Raw genomic sequence first — 17,345 nt, 5'->3', positions numbered from 1 at the left:
ATCCTCACTGAACCGCGGCCGCTGGCGTGTTCAACAACACAACGGCAGCGGTCACCAGCAAATTGATCAGGGTCAGTGGCAGGCAGAAGCGCCAGCTGAAATCCATCACCTGGTCGTATCGTGGACGCGGAATGGAAGCGCGCAGCAGGATAAACAACATGATGAAGAACGCGGTCTTGAGGAAGAACCAGAAGAACGCCAACTGCGGCAGGATGCCAAACGGACCGTGCCAGCCGCCGAAGAACAGCGTCACCAGCAGGGCCGAGATCAGGATGATGCCGATGTACTCACCGACGAAGAACATGCCCCACTTCATGCCGGCATATTCAATGTGGTAACCGTCGGCCAGTTCCTGTTCCGCTTCCGGCTGGTCGAATGGGTGACGGTGAGTCACGGCCACGCCTGCGATGAAGAAGGTACAGAAGCCGAAGAACTGCGGAATGATGAACCACAGGTTCTGCGCCTGATACTCGACGATGTCGCGCATGTTGAACGAGCCGACCTGCACCACGATGCCCATCAGCGCCAGGCCCATGAACACTTCGTAGGACACGGTCTGGGCCGAGGCGCGCAAGCTGCCCAGCAGGGCGAACTTGTTGTTGCTCGACCAACCGGCGAACAGCACGGCGTACACCGACAGACCGGCCATGGCGAAGAAGAACAGCAGGCCGATGTTCAGGTCCGCCACGCCCCAGGTCGGGGTGATCGGGATGACCGCGAAGGCGATCAGCAAGGCGCTCATGGCAACCACCGGCGCCAGGGTGAAGATCACCTTGTCGGCGAACGGCGGCGTCCAGTCTTCCTTGAAGAACATTTTCAGCATGTCGGCGGCGATCTGGAACATGCCGAACGGGCCAACGCGGTTCGGACCGTAACGGTCCTGCCACCAGCCCAGCAGACGGCGTTCGACGAAGCTGAGCAGGGCGCCCGCAACGACCACGGCCAACAGGATCACGATGGCCTTGAGGACCGAGATGATCACGTCGATCACTTCAGGGGTGAACCAGGTCATTGCGCTGCCTCCTGCAGACCGTCAACGGTTTTGCCAAAGACCGCAGGCGGGATACCGGCGAGGCCTTTAGGCAGTGCAACCAGGCCCGCACCCAGCTCATCGTTGATGCGCAGCGGCAGACGCAGGGTCTGGCCGGCCACGTTCAGGCTGAGCAGGGCACCGTCGTTGACGCCCAGGCGATCGGCTTCGGACTTGGCCAGCGACACGTAGGCGTCCGGAATGCGCTCTTGCACCGGTGCGGCCTTGGAAGAGTTTTCTTCGCTGCCGAACAGATGGAAGAACGGCACAACCTGCCAGGTGCCCGGCGCCGGGTTGAACGGACGCGGTACGGCGGCGAACCAGTTCAGCGAGTCGCCCTGGGTTTCGATCAGGCGTGTGCCCGGGTCGCCAGCGCGGATGTGACCACCGACTTCGTCCTGGAACTTGTTCCAGGCCTGAGGCGAGTTCCAGCCCGGCGACCAGGCAAACGGCACCTGCTGACGCGGTTCGGCTGAACCCGAGTAGCCTTCCATGGAGAAGGCGAACGCGGTGTCGTGGTCCTGCGGGGTGCGCGGTTCGTGCACGCTGATATCGGCGCGCATGGCCGTGCGGCCGGAGTAGCGCAGCGGTTCGCGGGCCAGTTTCATGCCTTTGATGCGGAACGCGGCGGACGGTGCGGCATCGACGATGCGGGCCAGTTGCGGCGCGCTGGCGGCGGTAGCGGCGGTGACGTGGTCGAGCTGGGTCCAGTCGATCGGCTGGTTCAGCAGGGTCGCGCGCAGGGCATGCAGCCAGCGCCAGCCTTCGTGAACCAGGATGCTGGCGTCCATGTATTTCGGATCGAACACCTGGAAGAAGCGCTGGGCGCGGCCTTCCTGGCTGACCAGCGTACCGTCGCCTTCGGCGAAGGTGGCGGCCGGCAGTACCAGATGGGCGCGTTCACTGGTGGCGGTCTGCTGGTGGTCGGCCACGATCAGGACCTTGGAAGCGTCCAGTGCAGCGTCAACCTTGGCCGCAGCGGTGCGGGTGTACAGGTCGTTTTCCAGCACCACGATGGCGTCGGCATTGCCGTCGATCACCGCTTGCAGGCCGGCGTCGAGGGACTCGCCGCCGAGCATGGCCAGGCCAAGGCTGTTGGCTTCCGGCACCACCAGACTGATGGAGCCGTTCTTGTCGCGCAGCTTCAAGGCCTTGGCGATGTTGGCGGCGGCTTCGATCAGCGCCTTGGAACCCAGCGAGGTGCCGGCAATGATCAATGGACGCTTGGCCGCCAGCAGGGCGTCGGCGATGCGTTGGGCCAGTTCGAGGGCTTCAGTGTCCAGGCCTTCGACGACCGGTGCGCTCGCGTCGAGGGCGTGGGCCACGGCGAAACCGATGCGGGCCAGGTCGTCGGGTGCGGCGTGGACGCATTCTTCGGCGATATCGTCGAGCTTGGTTTCAGCCAGGGAGGCGATAAACAGAGGGTTCAGCGCGTGCTGGCCGATGTTCTTCACGGCGGCGTCGAGCCAAGGCTGCACGCGCATGGCGTCGGCCATGTCTTCGGCCTTGCCCTTGACCGACTGGCGCAGGGAGAGGGCCACGCGCGCTGCGGTCTGGGTCAGGTCTTCACCGAGTACGAAGATCGCATCGTGGTCCTCGATGTCGCGCATGTTCGGCACTGGCAGCGGGCTGTCATTCAGCACTTGCAGGACCAGACGGATGCGCTCCAGCTCGCCGGCTTCGATACCGCAGTAGAAGTGCTCGGCGCCGACCAGCTCGCGCAACGCGAAGTTGCTTTCGAGGCTGGCGCGTGGCGAACCGATACCGACGATGTTGCGGCCGCGCAGCAGTTCGGCGGCTTTATCCAGCGCGCTGTCCAGGCTCAGTGGGGTGCCATCGGCCAGCAACGGCTGGCGCGGGCGATCCTTGCGGTTGACGTAGCCATAGCCGAAACGGCCACGGTCGCACAGGAAGTACTGGTTGACCGAACCGTTGAAGCGGTTTTCGATGCGACGCAGTTCACCGTAGCGTTCGCCCGGGGAGATGTTGCAACCGCTGGAGCAACCATGGCAGATGCTCGGCGCGAATTGCATGTCCCACTTGCGGTTGTAGCGCTCGGAGTGGGTCTTGTCAGTGAACACACCGGTCGGGCAGACCTCGGTGAGGTTGCCGGAGAACTCGCTTTCGAGCACGCCATCTTCAACGCGACCGAAGTACACGTTGTCGTGGGCGCCGAAGACGCCGAGATCGGTGCCGCCGGCGTAGTCTTTGTAGAAACGCACGCAGCGGTAGCAGGCGATGCAGCGGTTCATCTCGTGGGAAATGAACGGGCCGAGGTCCTGGTTCTGGTGGGTGCGCTTGGTGAAGCGATAGCGGCGCTCGTTGTGGCCGGTCATCACCGTCATGTCTTGCAGGTGGCAGTGACCGCCTTCCTCACAGACCGGGCAGTCGTGGGGGTGGTTGGTCATCAGCCATTCGACGACACTGGCGCGGAACGCCTTGGATTCTTCATCTTCGATGGAGATCCAGGTGTTGTCGGTGGCTGGGGTCATGCACGACATGACGATACGACCACGGGTGTCGTTCTCGTCGGTGTACTGCTTGACCGCACACTGGCGACAGGCACCGACGCTACCGAGCGCGGGGTGCCAGCAGAAATACGGGATGTCGAGGCCGAGTGACAGACATGCCTGTAACAGGTTGTCCGCCCCATCGACTTCGAGCGCTTTGCCGTCTACGTGGATAGTGGCCATGGTTCAAAGTTCTTCGTTGGCCCGTTGTCAGCGGGCGTGGCTAATGGAATCTTGTTATTCATGGGCATCTACACAGCCATCAAGGCGTCAGCACATGAGAAAGCGAAGGGCACGGGCCCTTCGCCTTTAAAGCGTTACGCGCCGACCATGGTCGGCGATACCACCTGAGTGAGCTCGCCCGCGCGGGTTGGCGCGATGCCGGCCTCGAATTCAGGGCGGAAGTATTTGATTGCGCTGCCCAATGGCTCCACGGCGCCCGGTGCGTGAGCACAGAAAGTCTTGCCTGGGCCGAGGAAACCGACCAGACCCAACAGGGTCTCGATGTCTCCTTCGCGGCCTTCGCCGTTTTCCAGGGCCATCAGCAGCTTCACGCTCCACGGCAGACCGTCACGGCACGGGGTGCAGAAGCCGCAGGATTCACGGGCAAAGAACTGCTCCATGTTGCGCAGCAGCGAGACCATGTTCACCGTGTTGTCCACCGCCATGGCCAGGCCAGTACCCATCCGGGTGCCCACCTTGCCGATGCCGCCGGCATACATCTGTGCGTCGAGGTGCTCGGGGAGCAGGAAGCCGGTACCGGCGCCGCCTGGCTGCCAGGCTTTCAAGGTGTAGCCGTCGCGCATGCCGCCAGCGTAGTCCTCGAACAGCTCGCGTGCGGTGACGCCAAATGGCAGCTCCCACAGGCCAGGGTTCTTGACCTTGCCGGAGAAGCCCATGAGCTTGGTGCCCATGTCTTCGCTGCCTTCGCGGGCCAACGATTTGTACCAGTCCACGCCGTCGGCGATGATCGCCGGCACGTTGCACAGGGTTTCGACGTTGTTCACGCAGGTCGGCTTGCCCCACACGCCTACGGCGGCAGGGAAGGGCGGCTTGGAGCGCGGGTTGGCGCGGCGGCCTTCGAGGGAGTTGATCAGTGCGGTTTCTTCACCGCAGATGTAACGCCCGGCGCCGGTGTGCACGAACAGCTCGAAGTCAAAACCGGAACCGAGGATGTTCTTGCCCAGCAGGCCAGCGGCCTTGGCTTCTGCCACGGCGCGGTTGAGGTGCTTGGCGGCGGTGGTGTATTCGCCACGCAGGAAGATGTAGCCACGGTAGGTTTTCAGCGCGCGGGCGCTGATCAGCATGCCTTCGATCAGCAGATGGGGCAGTTGCTCCATCAGCATGCGGTCTTTCCAGGTGTTCGGCTCCATTTCATCCGCGTTGCATAACAGGTAGCGGATGTTGATGGATTCGTCCTTGGGCATCAGGCCCCACTTCACGCCAGTGGGGAAACCCGCACCGCCGCGACCCTTGAGGCCGGCGTCTTTCACGGTCTGGACGATGTCGTCCTGGGCCATGTCGGCGAAGGCCTTGCGCGCAGCGGCGTAGCCGTTCTTGGTCTGGTATTCGTCGAGCCACACGGGCTCGCCGTCGTCACGCAGACGCCAGGTGAGCGGGTGGGTCTCGGCCGAACGCTTGATCAGGTTGGCCGGGCCGAAAGAAGTCAGGGTCATGGGTAGCCCTCGAGCAATTGGGTCACGCCAGCAGGCTGGACGTCACCGAATGTGTCGTCGTCGATCATCAACGCCGGCGCCTTGTCGCAGTTGCCCAGGCAGCACACCGGCAGCAGCGTGAAACGCCCGTCTGCGGTGGTCTGGCCAAGGCCGATGCCCAGTTTGGCCTGGATTTCGCTGACCACGGACTCGTGACCACCGATGTAGCAGACCATGCTGTCGCACACGCGAATGATGTGGCGACCCACCGGCTGGCGGAAGATCTGGCTGTAGAACGTGGCCACGCCTTCAACGTCGCTGGCCGGGATGCCGAGGATCTCGCCGATGGCGTAGAGGGCGCCGTCTGGCACCCAGCCACGTTCCTTCTGCACGATCTTCAAGGCTTCGATCGACGCCGCGCGCGGGTCTTCGTAGTGATGCAGCTCGTGCTCGATGGCCGAGCGCTCGGTTTCACTCAAGGTGAAACGGTCTGTCTGGATAAGCGTGCTGTTCATGCTTAGCGGTCCACGTCGGCCATAACGAAATCGATACTACCCAGGTACGCAATCAAGTCCGCGACCATCTCGCCTTTGATCACCGAAGGGATCTGCTGCAAGTGCGGGAAGCTTGGGGTGCGAATCCGGGTGCGGTAGCTCATGGTGCCGCCATCGCTCGTCAGGTAATAACTGTTGATACCCTTGGTCGCTTCGATCATCTGGAAGGATTCGTTGGCCGGCATGACCGGGCCCCACGAAACCTGCAGGAAGTGCGTGATCAGGGTTTCGATGTGCTGCAGCGTGCGTTCTTTCGGCGGCGGCGTGGTCAGCGGGTGATCCGCCTTGTACGGGCCGGCCGGCATGTTGCGCATGCACTGCTCGATGATTTTCAGGCTCTGGCGCATTTCTTCGACGCGCACGATGCAACGGTCGTAGGCATCGCCATTGGCGGCCAGCGGCACTTCGAACTCGAAGTTCTGGTAGCCGGAGTACGGGCGCGCTTTACGCAGGTCGAAATCGCAGCCGGTGGAGCGCAGGCCGGCACCGGTGACGCCCCATTCCAGGGCCTCTTTGGTGTTGTACTGGGCGACGCCTATGGTGCGGCCTTTGAGGATGCTGTTGTCCAGGGCGGCTTTCTGGTACTCGTCCAGACGCTTGGGCATCCAGTCGATGAATTCCTTGACCAGACGCTCCCAGCCATTTGGCAGGTCGTGGGCCACGCCGCCGATGCGGTACCAGGCCGGGTGCAGGCGGAAACCGGTGACGGCTTCGATGACCTTGTAGGCGCGTTGACGGTCGGTGAAGGTGAAGAACACCGGGGTCATGGCGCCGACGTCCTGGATGTAGGTGCCCAGGAACAGCAGGTGGCTGGTGATGCGGAAGAACTCGGCCATCATGATGCGGATGGTATCGACGCGGTCCGGCACCTTGATGCCGGCGAGCTTCTCGACCGAGAGCACGTACGGCAGGTTGTTCATCACGCCGCCCAGGTAGTCGATACGGTCGGTGTACGGGATGAAGCTGTGCCAGGACTGACGCTCGGCCATCTTCTCGGCGCCGCGGTGGTGGTAGCCGATGTCGGGCACGCAGTCGACGATTTCTTCGCCGTCCAGTTGCAGGATGATGCGGAAGGCACCGTGAGCCGAAGGGTGGTTCGGACCCAGGTTGAGGAACATGTAGTCCTCGTTGGTGCCGGAGCGCTTCATGCCCCAGTCTTCCGGACGGAAGCGCGCGGCTTCTTCTTCCAGTTGCTGCTTGGCGAGCGTCAGGCTGAACGGGTCGAATTCGGTGGCACGGGCAGGGTAGTCCTTGCGCAGCGGGTGACCTTCCCAGGTCGGCGGCATCATGATGCGCGTCAGGTGCGGGTGGCCCGGGAAGTCGATGCCGAACATGTCCCAGACTTCGCGCTCGTACCAGCTGGCGTTGGGCCAGATGCCGGTCACGGTCGGCACGCTCAGGTCGCCTTCGGAAAGGGCAACCTTGATCATCACGTCGCTGTTACGTTCGATCGACAGCAGGTGGTAGAACACGGTGAAATCGGCGCCGCTCGGCAAGCCCTGGCGCTTGGTGCGCAGACGTTCGTCCACGCCATGCAGGTCATAGAGCATGACGTACGGCTTGGGCAGGTTGCGCAGGAAGCTCAGGACTTCGACGAGCCGCGCACGCGCCACCCACAGCACCGGCATACCGGTGCGTGTGGCCTGGGCGGTGAAGGCGTCAGGGCCAAAACGGTTATTGAGTTCGACAACCACATCCTGGTCGTCTGCCTTATAAGGCGGGATGTACAGAGCACTGCCTGTAGTCATGGTTTTTTATCGCTTTCGGTCAACGTAAAGAATGAGGCCAGGTGTTCGTTCTATAAAAGAAGCGGGCTGGATCAGACTTCGTCGGGGCTGCGCAGGTTGGTGACTGCGATTCGCTGTTCGCGGCGCTGTTCCTTTTGTGACGGCATCTCGGCGCGGTACACGCCTTGATCGCCGACGACCCAGGAAAGCGGGCGACGCTCCTTGCCAATCGATTCCTGCAGCAGCATCAAGCCTTGCAGAAAAGCTTCAGGGCGGGGCGGGCAGCCAGGCACGTAGACGTCCACGGGCAGGAACTTGTCCACCCCCTGAACCACGGAGTAGATGTCGTACATGCCACCCGAGTTGGCGCACGAACCCATGGAGATCACCCACTTGGGCTCGAGCATCTGCTCGTAGAGACGCTGAATGATCGGCGCCATCTTGATAAAGCAGGTGCCGGCGATAACCATGAAATCCGCCTGACGCGGTGACGCCCGGATCACTTCGGCGCCAAAGCGCGCGATGTCGTGGGGCGCCGTGAAGGCGGTGGTCATTTCCACATAGCAGCACGAAAGGCCGAAGTTGTACGGCCACAGGGAGTTTTTACGCCCCCAGTTCACCGCGCCACTCAGCACGTCTTCGAGTTTGCCCATGTAGATGTTTTTGTGGACTTGATCTTCTAACGGATCGGAGACGGTTTCCCGTTCGCCGATGGGGTACTGCTCGTTAGGAGCATCCGGGTCGATCCTGGTGAGATTGTATTGCATCGCCAAAGCCTCATTGTTTCAGCTTCGCTTGCCGCTTGCGACGAGCTTCCGGAGCCCAGTCAAGGGCGCCCACTCGGAACAGGTAGACAAGACCTGCCAACAGAATTGCTATGAAAACGAGAGCTTCGACGAATCCGGTCCAGCCGCTTTCGCGGACGGACACAGACCAGGCAAAGAGAAAAAGGGCTTCGATATCGAAGATCACGAAGAGCATCGCGACCAGATAGAATTTGGCTGAGAGCCGCAAGCGGGCGCCACCTGTAGGCAGCATGCCAGACTCGAACGGTTCATTTTTGCTGCGCCCCCAGGCTTTTGACCCGAGGAGGCTGGAGACGCCGAGCATGAAGGCGCAAAGCCCCACAACACCGAGGAGGAAAATGGCAAAGCCCCAGTTGTGGGCGATGAGTCCTGTCGCTTCGGTCATGCTGGAAATCCTTAACAGAGAGCAAAGGTCTCTGAGCTCGAAAAAGTAACGATGCAGTGACGATATGTCGCACTGCAATCAATCTCGGTGATTTTATGGCTAAACACCGGGCAAGTAAAATTCCTGCGGCGAAATTATTCGGCGGATGAAGCACATAGTGCACCTTTGTGGGGCTGCAGCCCTTGCGCTGCGGGCATTAGCGGGCGTTGAATCAATTACGTTCCGTTTACACGATAATCAAGTTTTTATGCGCTAAATGATAATGACTATTGTTTGGGCGGAGTTTAAGCGAATGGTTCTCGCGTGGCGCGGGAAGTTGTTGTTACTTGATTGAATGCGGTGAGTTGCTGGAACGGATTTTTAACCGATCCGCTGTGCGCAGATACCGCCATGGATCAATGTTTTGCGCGAAACCTGCTGACTCAGTACCTGATCCTTTGTGGGAGGGAGGGAGCAAGCCCCCTCCTACAGTTGGGCCGCAGCGCCGCACAGCAAAAAGCCCCGAACCAGTCGGGGCTTTTTGCTGTGCGGCGTTGTGGTTTAGTGGAACTGCTCTTCCTCAGTCGAACCCTTCAGCGCAGTCACCGACGAAGTGCCGCCCTGGATCACGGTGGTCATGTCGTCGAAGTAGCCGGTGCCCACTTCCTGCTGGTGCGCCACAAAGGTGTAACCCTTGGATGCGTCCGCGAATTCCTGTTCCTGCAGTTTCACGTAGGCGGTCATGTCGTTGCGGGCGTAGTCGTGCGCCAGGTTGAACATGCTGTGCCACATGTTGTGAATGCCGGCCAGGGTTATGAACTGGTGCTTGTAGCCCATGGCTGACAGCTCGCGCTGGAATTTGGCGATGGTCGCGTCGTCCAGGTTCTTCTTCCAGTTAAAGGACGGCGAGCAGTTGTAGGACAGCAACTGGTCGGGATATTCCTTTTTGATCGCTTCGGCGAAACGACGGGCCTCGTCCAGGTCCGGCTTGGCGGTTTCGCACCAGATCAGGTCGGCATAGGGCGCGTAGGCCAGGCCACGAGCGATCGCCTGGTCCAGACCGGCGCGCACCTTGTAAAAACCTTCCTGAGTGCGCTCGCCGGTCACGAACGGTTGGTCGTACGGGTCGCAGTCGGACGTGAGCAAGTCAGCTGCGTTGGCATCGGTGCGGGCGAGGATGATGGTCGGGGTGCCAGCCACGTCAGCGGCCAGGCGCGCGGCGGTCAGCTTTTGCACGGCCTCCTGAGTGGGAACCAGTACCTTGCCACCCATGTGGCCGCATTTTTTCACCGAGGCCAACTGGTCTTCGAAGTGCACGCCGGCAGCGCCTGCCTCGATCATGCTCTTCATCAGTTCGTAGGCGTTGAGCACGCCGCCAAAACCGGCTTCGGCGTCCGCCACGATTGGCGCGAAGTAGTCGATGTAGCCCTCATCGCCCGGGCCTTTGCCGGCCTTCCACTGGATCTGGTCGGCACGACGGAACGAGTTGTTGATGCGCTTGACCACGGTTGGCACCGAGTCCACCGGGTACAGCGATTGGTCGGGGTACATGGATTCGGCGGAGTTGTTGTCCGCCGCCACTTGCCAGCCGGACAGGTAGATCGCCTGGATTCCGGCTTTTACCTGCTGCACAGCCTGACCGCCGGTGAGGGCGCCCATGCAGTTGACGAAATCCTTGTCGGGGCGGAAGGACGGCTTGGCGCCCTGAGTCACCAGGTTCCACAGCTTCTCGGCGCCGAGTTTGGCAAAGGTGTGCTCAGGTTGAACCGAGCCGCGCAGGCGGACGACGTCAGCAGCCGAATAAGCGCGGGTCACGCCTTTCCAGCGTGGGTTTTCAGCCCAGTCTTTTTCGAGGGCTGCAATTTGCTGTTCGCGTGTCAGTGCCATGGAGATAAACCTCGTCGTCGCGTCTTGTTAGGGTTCAAGGGCCCCTTGCCAGGGCCCTGGATTAGCGGGAGCGAGGCCATCATGCACAGCCTTTTTTGGGGCGTCAAATGTTTTGTAGTGCTTTTTTCAAAGCACTACATATTTGCCTTTTTGCGACTTGTCAGTCAGTTTTTGGTGACTCAGTTCAAGCTGTCGACTTTGACCCGTATGGCCAGGTCGTCACGCCCCTGGGTAGAGTAGCTGCGGGTTGTAGAGGATTTATCGGCTTGGGTCGCACGATTGATGCCGGCCAGGGAAATCCACTCTCCCAAGCGACCGCTGACAGTTGTGTCGGTACTTTGAACGTTCACTACATCAGGACGTTCCTGGCTCATGCGGTCACGATTGGTACTGATCGCCAAGTGGACGGTTTCGCCGGTAACGCTGGCGGTGACATAGAAACCCTGGGTGACGTTGCGGTATCGGGTCTGGTTCTGCAGACGGCCGTAACTGTCCTGCTGAGTGCTGGTCAGCGGCACGCTCTGGCCCACCTGGATCAGTGCGGGCACGCCTTCGCTGGCCTGGATCTGCTGGATGCCGCCTTCACGGCTTTCGGTGCTGTAGCTGATCACCTGGCCATTGGTTTGCTGGTTGTTTTCATTGGTGTCGACGGTGATCAGCAGGCGCTTGGCGGGTGTGTCCAACTGCGTGAGCAGGGCGCGCAAACCCTCGATTTTATCCGGTTGCGCATTGACGATCAGCTGATTGCCATAGGCGCTGACGGTGCCGTCCTTGCCGATGAAGTGCTGCGCCACGGGCAGCAGGTCGGCGCTGGTGCGGTTGCTCAGGTCGACCACGGCCGTGTCGGCCATGGCCGAAACGCTCGTGGTCAGGAGGAGGGCGGTGAGCAGGGTGCGTAGGGACATGTCCGTGATCTCTGCGATTGGTTCAAGCCTGGATAGTGCCAGTTTGTCGGCCTGACGGGTCGCAAGTTGAATCCCGGACAGCAAAATGCCCTGGCAAGGCATAATGCCGTTCAGTTAAGCGCAGCTTCCCTGTGGCGAGCAGGCTTGTCCTGCGTTGGGCTGCGCAGCAGCCCCAAAACCAGGCGCTGAGCCGTATCAGGTACACCGCGTTTTGCTGGATTGGGGGCGCTTCGCACCCCAACGCGGGGCAAGCCCGCTCTCCACAATAAGCCCACACATTTTCCTTAACTGAACGGCATTATCGCAAGGCAGGGCATTTTGGGAGGGGGCTTGCTCCCGATAGTCGCGATGCGGTTTCAATCAGCCCTCGCGCACCATATCCACATGCGGAATCCCGACCTCAAGAAACTCATCACTGACGATCTTGAACCCCAGTCGCTCATAAAACGGCGCCGCGTACACCTGCGCACTGAGGAACTGCCGAGTCTGCCCACGTTGCTCGGCCACGCCGATCACCGTTTCCATCAGCTTGTCGCCCACTTTCAGCCCGCGCCAGTCCTTGAGGACTGACACGCGGCCGATCTCGCCGCTGGGCAGCAGGCGCGCCGTGCCAATGGGGAAGTCGCCTTCAAACGCCAGAAAATGCAGGGCGCCGGCGTCGTCGGCATCCCACTCCAGCTCCGGTGGAACCGATTGTTCCGCGATAAACACCGCTTCACGAATGCGCCGAATCTCGTCGATATCCTTTCGCCAGTCCGCGACACTTACGTGAATCCTATTCATCGGCGAACCCCAAGCTGCCTTGCTTGACCAGTTCGCACAGCAGGTCACGGCCGTCTTCATCGGCCAGCCATGGACCAAGGTTTTCGCTGTGCAGCGCATCGGCCGAGCACACCAGCTTCAACAGCTCACGCAGCTTGCCTGGCAGATAGCGGCTCTGGCCGCTGGCGAACAGCAGCACATCGTCGTCGACTTCCGACCACGCCAGGCGCGCGCTTGGGTTGCGCACCAGGATCGCGCCCTCCTGCAGGCTGGCGATGAAGTCGTCTTCGCCCAGCTCTTCGCCGGCCACCAGTTCCGGGTAGCGCGGCTCGGTCATGAACTGGCCGAACCAGGTGAGCAGCATGCGTTCGTCGCTCATGTGCTCGGCGAGCAGGCTCTTGAGGCGGTCGAGGGCGTCGCTCTGGATCTGATGCGGGTCGCTGACCGGCTGTGCATCGGCGTCGGTGTAGCGCTCTTCGTCGGTCAGGTACTGGCTGAGGAAGTCGGTGAAGTGAGTCAGCACTTCGGCGGCGCTCGGCGCGCGAAAGCCCACCGAGTAGGTCATGCAATCATCTTCGGCAATGCCGAAATGGGCCAGGCGTGGCGGCAGGTAGAGCATGTCGCCCGGCTCCAGCACCCACTCGGCGCTTTCTTCGAAGTCAGCGAGGATGCGCAGGTCGGCGTGTTGCAGCAGCGGACTCTCGGAGCTGCACATTTGGCCGATTTTCCAGTTGCGCTTGCCCTGGGCCTGCAGCAGGAACACGTCGTAGTTGTCGAAGTGCGGGCCCACGCTGCCGCCCGGTGCGGCGAAGCTGATCATCACGTCGTCGATGCGCCAGCTCGGCAGGAAGCGGAACTGTTGCAGCAGCTCGGCCACTTCCGGCACGAACTGGTCGACCGCCTGCACCAGCAGCGTCCACTCGCGCTCCGGCAGGGTGCTGAAGGCGTCCTCGGCGAACGGCCCGCGACGCAGTTCCCACGGACGCTCGCCATGTTCGATCACCAGGCGCGATTCGACTTCTTCTTCCAGCGCCAGTCCGGCCAGTTCGTCGGCGTCGATCGGGCTTTCGAAATCAGGGATGGCCTGACGGATCAGCAAGGGTTTCTTCTGCCAGTAGTCGCGCAGGAACTCCCGTGCCGTGATGCCGCCCAAGAGTTGAAGAGGGATATCAGGATTCATGTGTAACCTATTGAAAAAAAGCACTTTTAAGACTGAAATAAAAACGCCCGGCGCGGCCGGGCGTCTCAAGGGTCTTGCGATGGTCAGATGCGTTTGGCTTGCTCGACAGCGTTGCCAATGTAATTGGCAGGCGTCAGCAGTTTTAGCTCGGCCTTGGCAGCGGCTGGCATGTCCAGTCCGTCGATGAAAGTTTGCAGCGCTTCGGGGCTGATGCCCTTGCCGCGCGTCAGTTCTTTCAGTTTTTCGTAGGGGTTTTCGATGTTGTAGCGGCGCATCACGGTCTGGATCGGCTCGGCCAACACTTCCCAGCAGGCATCGAGGTCAGCGGCGATCTTCTGCTCGTTGAGCTCAAGCTTGCTGATGCCTTTGAGGCTGGCTTCGTACGCGATCACGCTATGGGCAAAGCCCACGCCGAGGTTACGCAGTACGGTGGAGTCGGTCAGGTCGCGCTGCCAACGGGAAATCGGCAACTTGCTGGCCAGGTGCTGGAACAGCGCGTTGGCGATGCCGAGGTTGCCTTCGGAGTTTTCGAAGTCGATCGGGTTGACCTTGTGCGGCATGGTCGACGAACCGATTTCGCCGGCAATGGTGCGCTGCTTGAAGTAGCCCAGGGAGATGTAGCCCCAGATATCGCGGTCGAAGTCGATCAGGATGGTGTTGAAGCGAGCGATTGCGTCGAACAGTTCAGCGATGTAATCGTGGGGTTCGATCTGCGTGGTGTAGGGGTTGAAGCCCAGGCCCAACTCGTCTTCGATGAAGGCACGGGCGTTTTCTTCCCAGTCGATTTGCGGGTAGGCCGACAGGTGCGCGTTGTAGTTGCCCACGGCGCCATTGATCTTGCCCAGCAGCGGCACGGCGGCCACCTGGGCGATCTGGCGCTCCAGGCGATACACGACGTTAGCCAGTTCCTTGCCCAGCGTGGTCGGCGAAGCCGGCTGGCCGTGGGTGCGCGACAGCATCGGCACAGCGGCGAAACGCACGGCCAGCTCGCGGATGGCCTCGGCAGTCTGGCGCATCAGCGGCAGCATCACGTCATCACGGCCTTCGCGCAGCATCAAGGCGTGGGACAGGTTGTTGATGTCCTCGCTGGTGCAGGCAAAGTGGATGAACTCGCTGACCTGGGCCAGCTCCGGCAGCTTGGCCGCTTGCTCCTTGAGCAGGTACTCAATGGCTTTGACGTCGTGGTTGGTGGTGCGCTCGATCTCTTTCACGCGCTCGGCGTGCTCCAGGGCGAAGTTGTCCGCCAGGGTGTTGAGCACAGCGTTGGCTTCGGCGGAGAACGCCGGCACTTCGCTGATGCCAGGGTGAGCGGCGAGGCGCTGGAGCCAGCGAACTTCAACCAGCACGCGCGCACGGATCAGGCCGTATTCGCTGAAAATAGGGCGCAGGGCCTGGGTTTTGCCGGCGTAGCGGCCGTCAACAGGGGAAACCGCAGTGAGCGAAGAAAGCTGCATGGGGTGCTCTCGGACAGTCGGGCAACGAAATGGGGCGCGTATCATACATGAAAAAATTCGCCGGTCCGTTGCCAACTGACCGGCGTATTACGCGTAACGGCGTGAAAATACACCTGTTGCAGCGACTTATTCGTTGCGCATCAACGGATAAAGCTCTTTGAGCAATTTGCGCCGGCTGATCACCAGTTGCCAGCGATGGCCGCCCAGCTGTCGCCACAACCGCGCCGAACGAATACCGGCCAACAGCAGCGCGCGGATCCTCGAGGCGTTGTTTGGTTGCTGCAGGTTGCGCATGTCGCCGTGCACCTGAATGCGCTGGCGCAAGGTGCTCAGGGTGTCCTGGTACAGCGCGCCGCAGGCTGCGACCACGTTTTCATGGGCCGGGCCGAAGTGTTCGACCTGGGACTGGATCTGCGGCAGGCGCTTGCCGATGGTGTCGAGCATGTCGTCGCGCTTGGCCAGTTGACGTTCCAGGCCGAGCATCGACAGGGCGTAGCGCAACGGCTCGCGCTGCAGGGTGCTGGGGTCGCGCTCCAGGGCGCCGATCAGCGCACGGTAGCCTTCACGCAGCGCCAGGTCATCGCCACCGTAGACTTCCAGGGTGTCCTTGGGGTCGCGGATCAGCAGGCTGCCGAGCATGCAAGTCAGGCCGGCTTCAGTGACCTGGCCGGTCCTGGCGATCTTGTCCACCAGCACCGCCGCAAGAAACACCCCGCCCAGTGCCGTCAATTGCTCCTGGGTCGGACTCATGCCGGGTGGCTCCAGGCTTGCGCGACTTCAATCACGCCGCCGCCCAGGCAGATTTCGCCGTCGTAGAACACCACAGACTGTCCCGGGGTGACCGCGCGTTGCGGGTCGTCGAAGGTGGCACGGTAGCCGCTGGCGGTTTTTTCCAGAGTGCAGGGCTGGTCGCCCTGGCGATAGCGCACCTTGGCGGTCAGGCGGCGCGGTGTGCTGAGGTCTACCGGGTTGACCCAGTAGATCTCGGACGCGAGCAGCGCGCCGGAAAACAGCAGCGGGTGCTCGTTGCCCTGGCCGACGACCAGCACGTTGTGTTCCAGGTCCTTGACCAGCACGTACCACGGCTCTTCGCCGGCGTCCTTCAAACCGCCGATGCCCAGGCCCTGGCGCTGGCCGATGGTGTGGTACATAAGGCCGTGGTGACGACCGATGACTTCGCCTGAGGGGGTCTTGATCTCGCCCGGCTGCGCCGGCAGGTACTGCTTGAGGAAGTCGCTGAAACGGCGCTCACCGATAAAGCAGATGCCGGTGGAGTCTTTCTTCTTGGCGGTGGCCAGGCCATGTTGCTCGGCGATTCTGCGCACTTCGGGTTTTTCCAGCTCGCCCACCGGGAACAGGGTCTTGGCGATCTGTTCGCCGCCGACGGCGTGCAGGAAGTAGCTCTGATCCTTGTTCGGGTCCAGCCCCTTGAGCAGCTCGGTGCGGCCATCGATATCGCGGCGGCGCACGTAGTGCCCGGTAGCGATCAGGTCGGCGCCGAGCATCAGGGCGTAGTCGAGGAACGCCTTGAACTTGATCTCGCGGTTGCACAGGATGTCCGGGTTCGGCGTGCGGCCGGCCTTGTATTCGGCCAGGAAGTGCTCGAACACATTGTCCCAGTACTCGGCGGCGAAGTTGGCGGTGTGCAGCTTGATACCGATCTTGTCGCATACGGCCTGTGCATCCGCCAGGTCGTCCATGGCAGTGCAGTATTCCGTTCCATCGTCTTCTTCCCAGTTCTTCATGAACAGGCCTTCCACCTCATAGCCCTGCTCCAAGAGCAGAACGGCGGAAACGGAAGAGTCCACGCCGCCGGACATGCCGACGATGACGCGCTTCTTTTGTGTGTCAGAAGGGGCTGGATCACGCATAGGGTTTCAACGGGTGTCTTGAAAAAGGACGCGATTCTAGCAGGCCGAAGCCGCTAAGGCTAAAGAGAAGGACGGATCAATTCCAGGCTGTGCCTCTGGCCAGCCAGATAATCATCGATACAGCGGATGATCAGCTCGCTGCGCCAGTCGGCGCGCAGGGCGATCAATTCGTCACGGGACAGCCAGCGAGCCCGCAGGATGCCTTCGTCGAGTTGATAGTCGGGGTGGTGCTTGAGCGCTTTGGCGATAAAACACACGCGCTGGTAGGTCACGCCATTGCTCGGTGCGGTGTAGAGGTAAATGCCGACGATGCCGGTGGCTTCGACGTCCCAGCCGGTTTCTTCGAGGGTTTCGCGTACGGCGGCTTCGGTGAGGGTCTCCTTCGGCTCCAGATGCCCGGCAGGCTGGTTGAGCACGGCGCGCCCGCCCTTGAGTTCTTCGACCATCAGGAAGCGGCCGTTGTCTTCGACGAGGGTGGCGACGGTGATGTGGGGGAGCCAGGTCATTGCAAGCCTCGGTATCTGGAAGGTGACTCGGTCAATGTGGGAGCTGGCTTGCCTGCGATGGCGGTGGGTCAGCTACACCTGTATGAACTGACAGACTGCAATCGCAGGCAAGCCAGCTCCCACATTTGATTGGG

General features: G+C 61.5%; 15 protein-coding genes. All 15 read right to left on the bottom strand.

Translation table 11 applies throughout. The features are described 5' to 3' along the window. Positions 1–4: 4 nt before the first annotated feature. Positions 5–1,012, bottom strand: coding sequence for an NADH-quinone oxidoreductase subunit NuoH (gene nuoH, locus TU75_RS15630; RefSeq protein ID WP_003232075.1), 1,008 nt, complete (start codon positions 1,010–1,012; stop codon positions 5–7). Then, complete coding sequence (gene nuoG, locus TU75_RS15625; RefSeq protein WP_060549442.1) at positions 1,009–3,723, bottom strand: NADH-quinone oxidoreductase subunit NuoG; 2,715 nt, start codon at positions 3,721–3,723, stop codon at positions 1,009–1,011. The genes nuoH and nuoG overlap by 4 nt, the downstream gene beginning before the upstream one ends. A 134-nt stretch (positions 3,724–3,857) precedes the next feature. Further along, the gene (nuoF, locus tag TU75_RS15620; RefSeq protein ID WP_003232078.1) at positions 3,858–5,216 is read right to left on the bottom strand and encodes an NADH-quinone oxidoreductase subunit NuoF; all 1,359 of its coding nucleotides are present in this window, start codon (positions 5,214–5,216) and stop codon (positions 3,858–3,860) included. Next, positions 5,213–5,710, bottom strand: a complete 498-nt coding sequence (gene nuoE / locus TU75_RS15615; protein ID WP_003232080.1) for an NADH-quinone oxidoreductase subunit NuoE — start codon at positions 5,708–5,710, stop codon at positions 5,213–5,215. Before nuoE ends, nuoF begins: the two co-directional genes overlap by 4 nt. A 2-nt stretch (positions 5,711–5,712) precedes the next feature. Then, complete coding sequence (gene nuoC / locus TU75_RS15610) at positions 5,713–7,497, bottom strand: NADH-quinone oxidoreductase subunit C/D (RefSeq protein WP_015372410.1); 1,785 nt, start codon at positions 7,495–7,497, stop codon at positions 5,713–5,715. Between the two features lie 71 nt (positions 7,498–7,568). Next, positions 7,569–8,243: a NuoB/complex I 20 kDa subunit family protein gene (locus TU75_RS15605; protein ID WP_003174719.1), complete on the bottom strand. Its 675-nt coding sequence runs from the start codon at positions 8,241–8,243 to the stop codon at positions 7,569–7,571. 10 nt (positions 8,244–8,253) lie between these two features. Next, a complete protein-coding gene (locus TU75_RS15600) occupies positions 8,254–8,667 on the bottom strand; it encodes an NADH-quinone oxidoreductase subunit A (RefSeq protein WP_015372409.1) in 414 nt (137 codons plus the stop codon). A 540-nt stretch (positions 8,668–9,207) separates the two neighbouring features. Next, entirely contained in the window at positions 9,208–10,533 is a 1,326-nt protein-coding gene (gene aceA / locus TU75_RS15595; RefSeq protein WP_003232086.1) for an isocitrate lyase, read from the bottom strand. 179 nt (positions 10,534–10,712) lie between these two features. Then, positions 10,713–11,438 carry a secretin N-terminal domain-containing protein gene (locus tag TU75_RS15590; protein WP_060549501.1) on the bottom strand — a complete coding sequence of 242 codons (726 nt, stop codon included), beginning with the start codon at positions 11,436–11,438 and terminating at the stop codon, positions 10,713–10,715. Positions 11,439–11,798: 360 nt separating this feature from the next. After that, entirely contained in the window at positions 11,799–12,221 is a 423-nt protein-coding gene (locus tag TU75_RS15585) for a GNAT family N-acetyltransferase (protein ID WP_003232090.1), read from the bottom strand. Then, the gene (locus TU75_RS15580; RefSeq protein WP_003232092.1) at positions 12,214–13,380 is read right to left on the bottom strand and encodes a ribosomal protein uL16 3-hydroxylase; all 1,167 of its coding nucleotides are present in this window, start codon (positions 13,378–13,380) and stop codon (positions 12,214–12,216) included. Before TU75_RS15580 ends, TU75_RS15585 begins: the two co-directional genes overlap by 8 nt. Positions 13,381–13,463: 83 nt before the next feature. Continuing rightward, on the bottom strand, positions 13,464–14,834 hold the full coding sequence (purB, locus tag TU75_RS15575; RefSeq protein WP_015372407.1) for an adenylosuccinate lyase: 1,371 nt from the start codon (positions 14,832–14,834) through the stop codon (positions 13,464–13,466). Positions 14,835–14,960: 126 nt separating this feature from the next. After that, positions 14,961–15,584 (bottom strand): high frequency lysogenization protein HflD, encoded by a 624-nt coding sequence (gene hflD / locus TU75_RS15570; RefSeq protein ID WP_003232096.1) that lies wholly within the window; start codon positions 15,582–15,584, stop codon positions 14,961–14,963. Next, positions 15,581–16,705 (bottom strand): tRNA 2-thiouridine(34) synthase MnmA, encoded by a 1,125-nt coding sequence (mnmA, locus tag TU75_RS15565; protein ID WP_060549441.1) that lies wholly within the window; start codon positions 16,703–16,705, stop codon positions 15,581–15,583. Before mnmA ends, hflD begins: the two co-directional genes overlap by 4 nt. Before the next feature lie 59 nt (positions 16,706–16,764). Beyond that, complete coding sequence (locus TU75_RS15560; protein WP_003232100.1) at positions 16,765–17,211, bottom strand: NUDIX hydrolase; 447 nt, start codon at positions 17,209–17,211, stop codon at positions 16,765–16,767. Between the last annotated feature and the right edge of the window lie 134 nt (positions 17,212–17,345).

This window comes from Pseudomonas poae, from assembly GCF_001439785.1.
In the GTDB taxonomy this organism is placed as follows: domain Bacteria; phylum Pseudomonadota; class Gammaproteobacteria; order Pseudomonadales; family Pseudomonadaceae; genus Aquipseudomonas; species Aquipseudomonas poae.
The sequence above is the reverse complement of the archived record's forward strand: the minus strand, read 5'-3'. Positions and strand labels throughout refer to the sequence as shown.

Coding starts and splice junctions, on each gene's coding strand:
- nuoH (WP_003232075.1), bottom strand. CDS start 1,012: ATGACCTGGTTCACCCCTGAAGTGATCGACGTGATCATCTCGGTCCTC.
- nuoG (WP_060549442.1), bottom strand. CDS start 3,723: ATGGCCACTATCCACGTAGACGGCAAAGCGCTCGAAGTCGATGGGGCG.
- nuoF (WP_003232078.1), bottom strand. CDS start 5,216: ATGACCCTGACTTCTTTCGGCCCGGCCAACCTGATCAAGCGTTCGGCC.
- nuoE (WP_003232080.1), bottom strand. CDS start 5,710: ATGAACAGCACGCTTATCCAGACAGACCGTTTCACCTTGAGTGAAACC.
- nuoC (WP_015372410.1), bottom strand. CDS start 7,497: ATGACTACAGGCAGTGCTCTGTACATCCCGCCTTATAAGGCAGACGAC.
- TU75_RS15605 (WP_003174719.1), bottom strand. CDS start 8,243: ATGCAATACAATCTCACCAGGATCGACCCGGATGCTCCTAACGAGCAG.
- TU75_RS15600 (WP_015372409.1), bottom strand. CDS start 8,667: ATGACCGAAGCGACAGGACTCATCGCCCACAACTGGGGCTTTGCCATT.
- aceA (WP_003232086.1), bottom strand. CDS start 10,533: ATGGCACTGACACGCGAACAGCAAATTGCAGCCCTCGAAAAAGACTGG.
- TU75_RS15590 (WP_060549501.1), bottom strand. CDS start 11,438: ATGTCCCTACGCACCCTGCTCACCGCCCTCCTCCTGACCACGAGCGTT.
- TU75_RS15585 (WP_003232090.1), bottom strand. CDS start 12,221: ATGAATAGGATTCACGTAAGTGTCGCGGACTGGCGAAAGGATATCGAC.
- TU75_RS15580 (WP_003232092.1), bottom strand. CDS start 13,380: ATGAATCCTGATATCCCTCTTCAACTCTTGGGCGGCATCACGGCACGG.
- purB (WP_015372407.1), bottom strand. CDS start 14,834: ATGCAGCTTTCTTCGCTCACTGCGGTTTCCCCTGTTGACGGCCGCTAC.
- hflD (WP_003232096.1), bottom strand. CDS start 15,584: ATGAGTCCGACCCAGGAGCAATTGACGGCACTGGGCGGGGTGTTTCTT.
- mnmA (WP_060549441.1), bottom strand. CDS start 16,705: ATGCGTGATCCAGCCCCTTCTGACACACAAAAGAAGCGCGTCATCGTC.
- TU75_RS15560 (WP_003232100.1), bottom strand. CDS start 17,211: ATGACCTGGCTCCCCCACATCACCGTCGCCACCCTCGTCGAAGACAAC.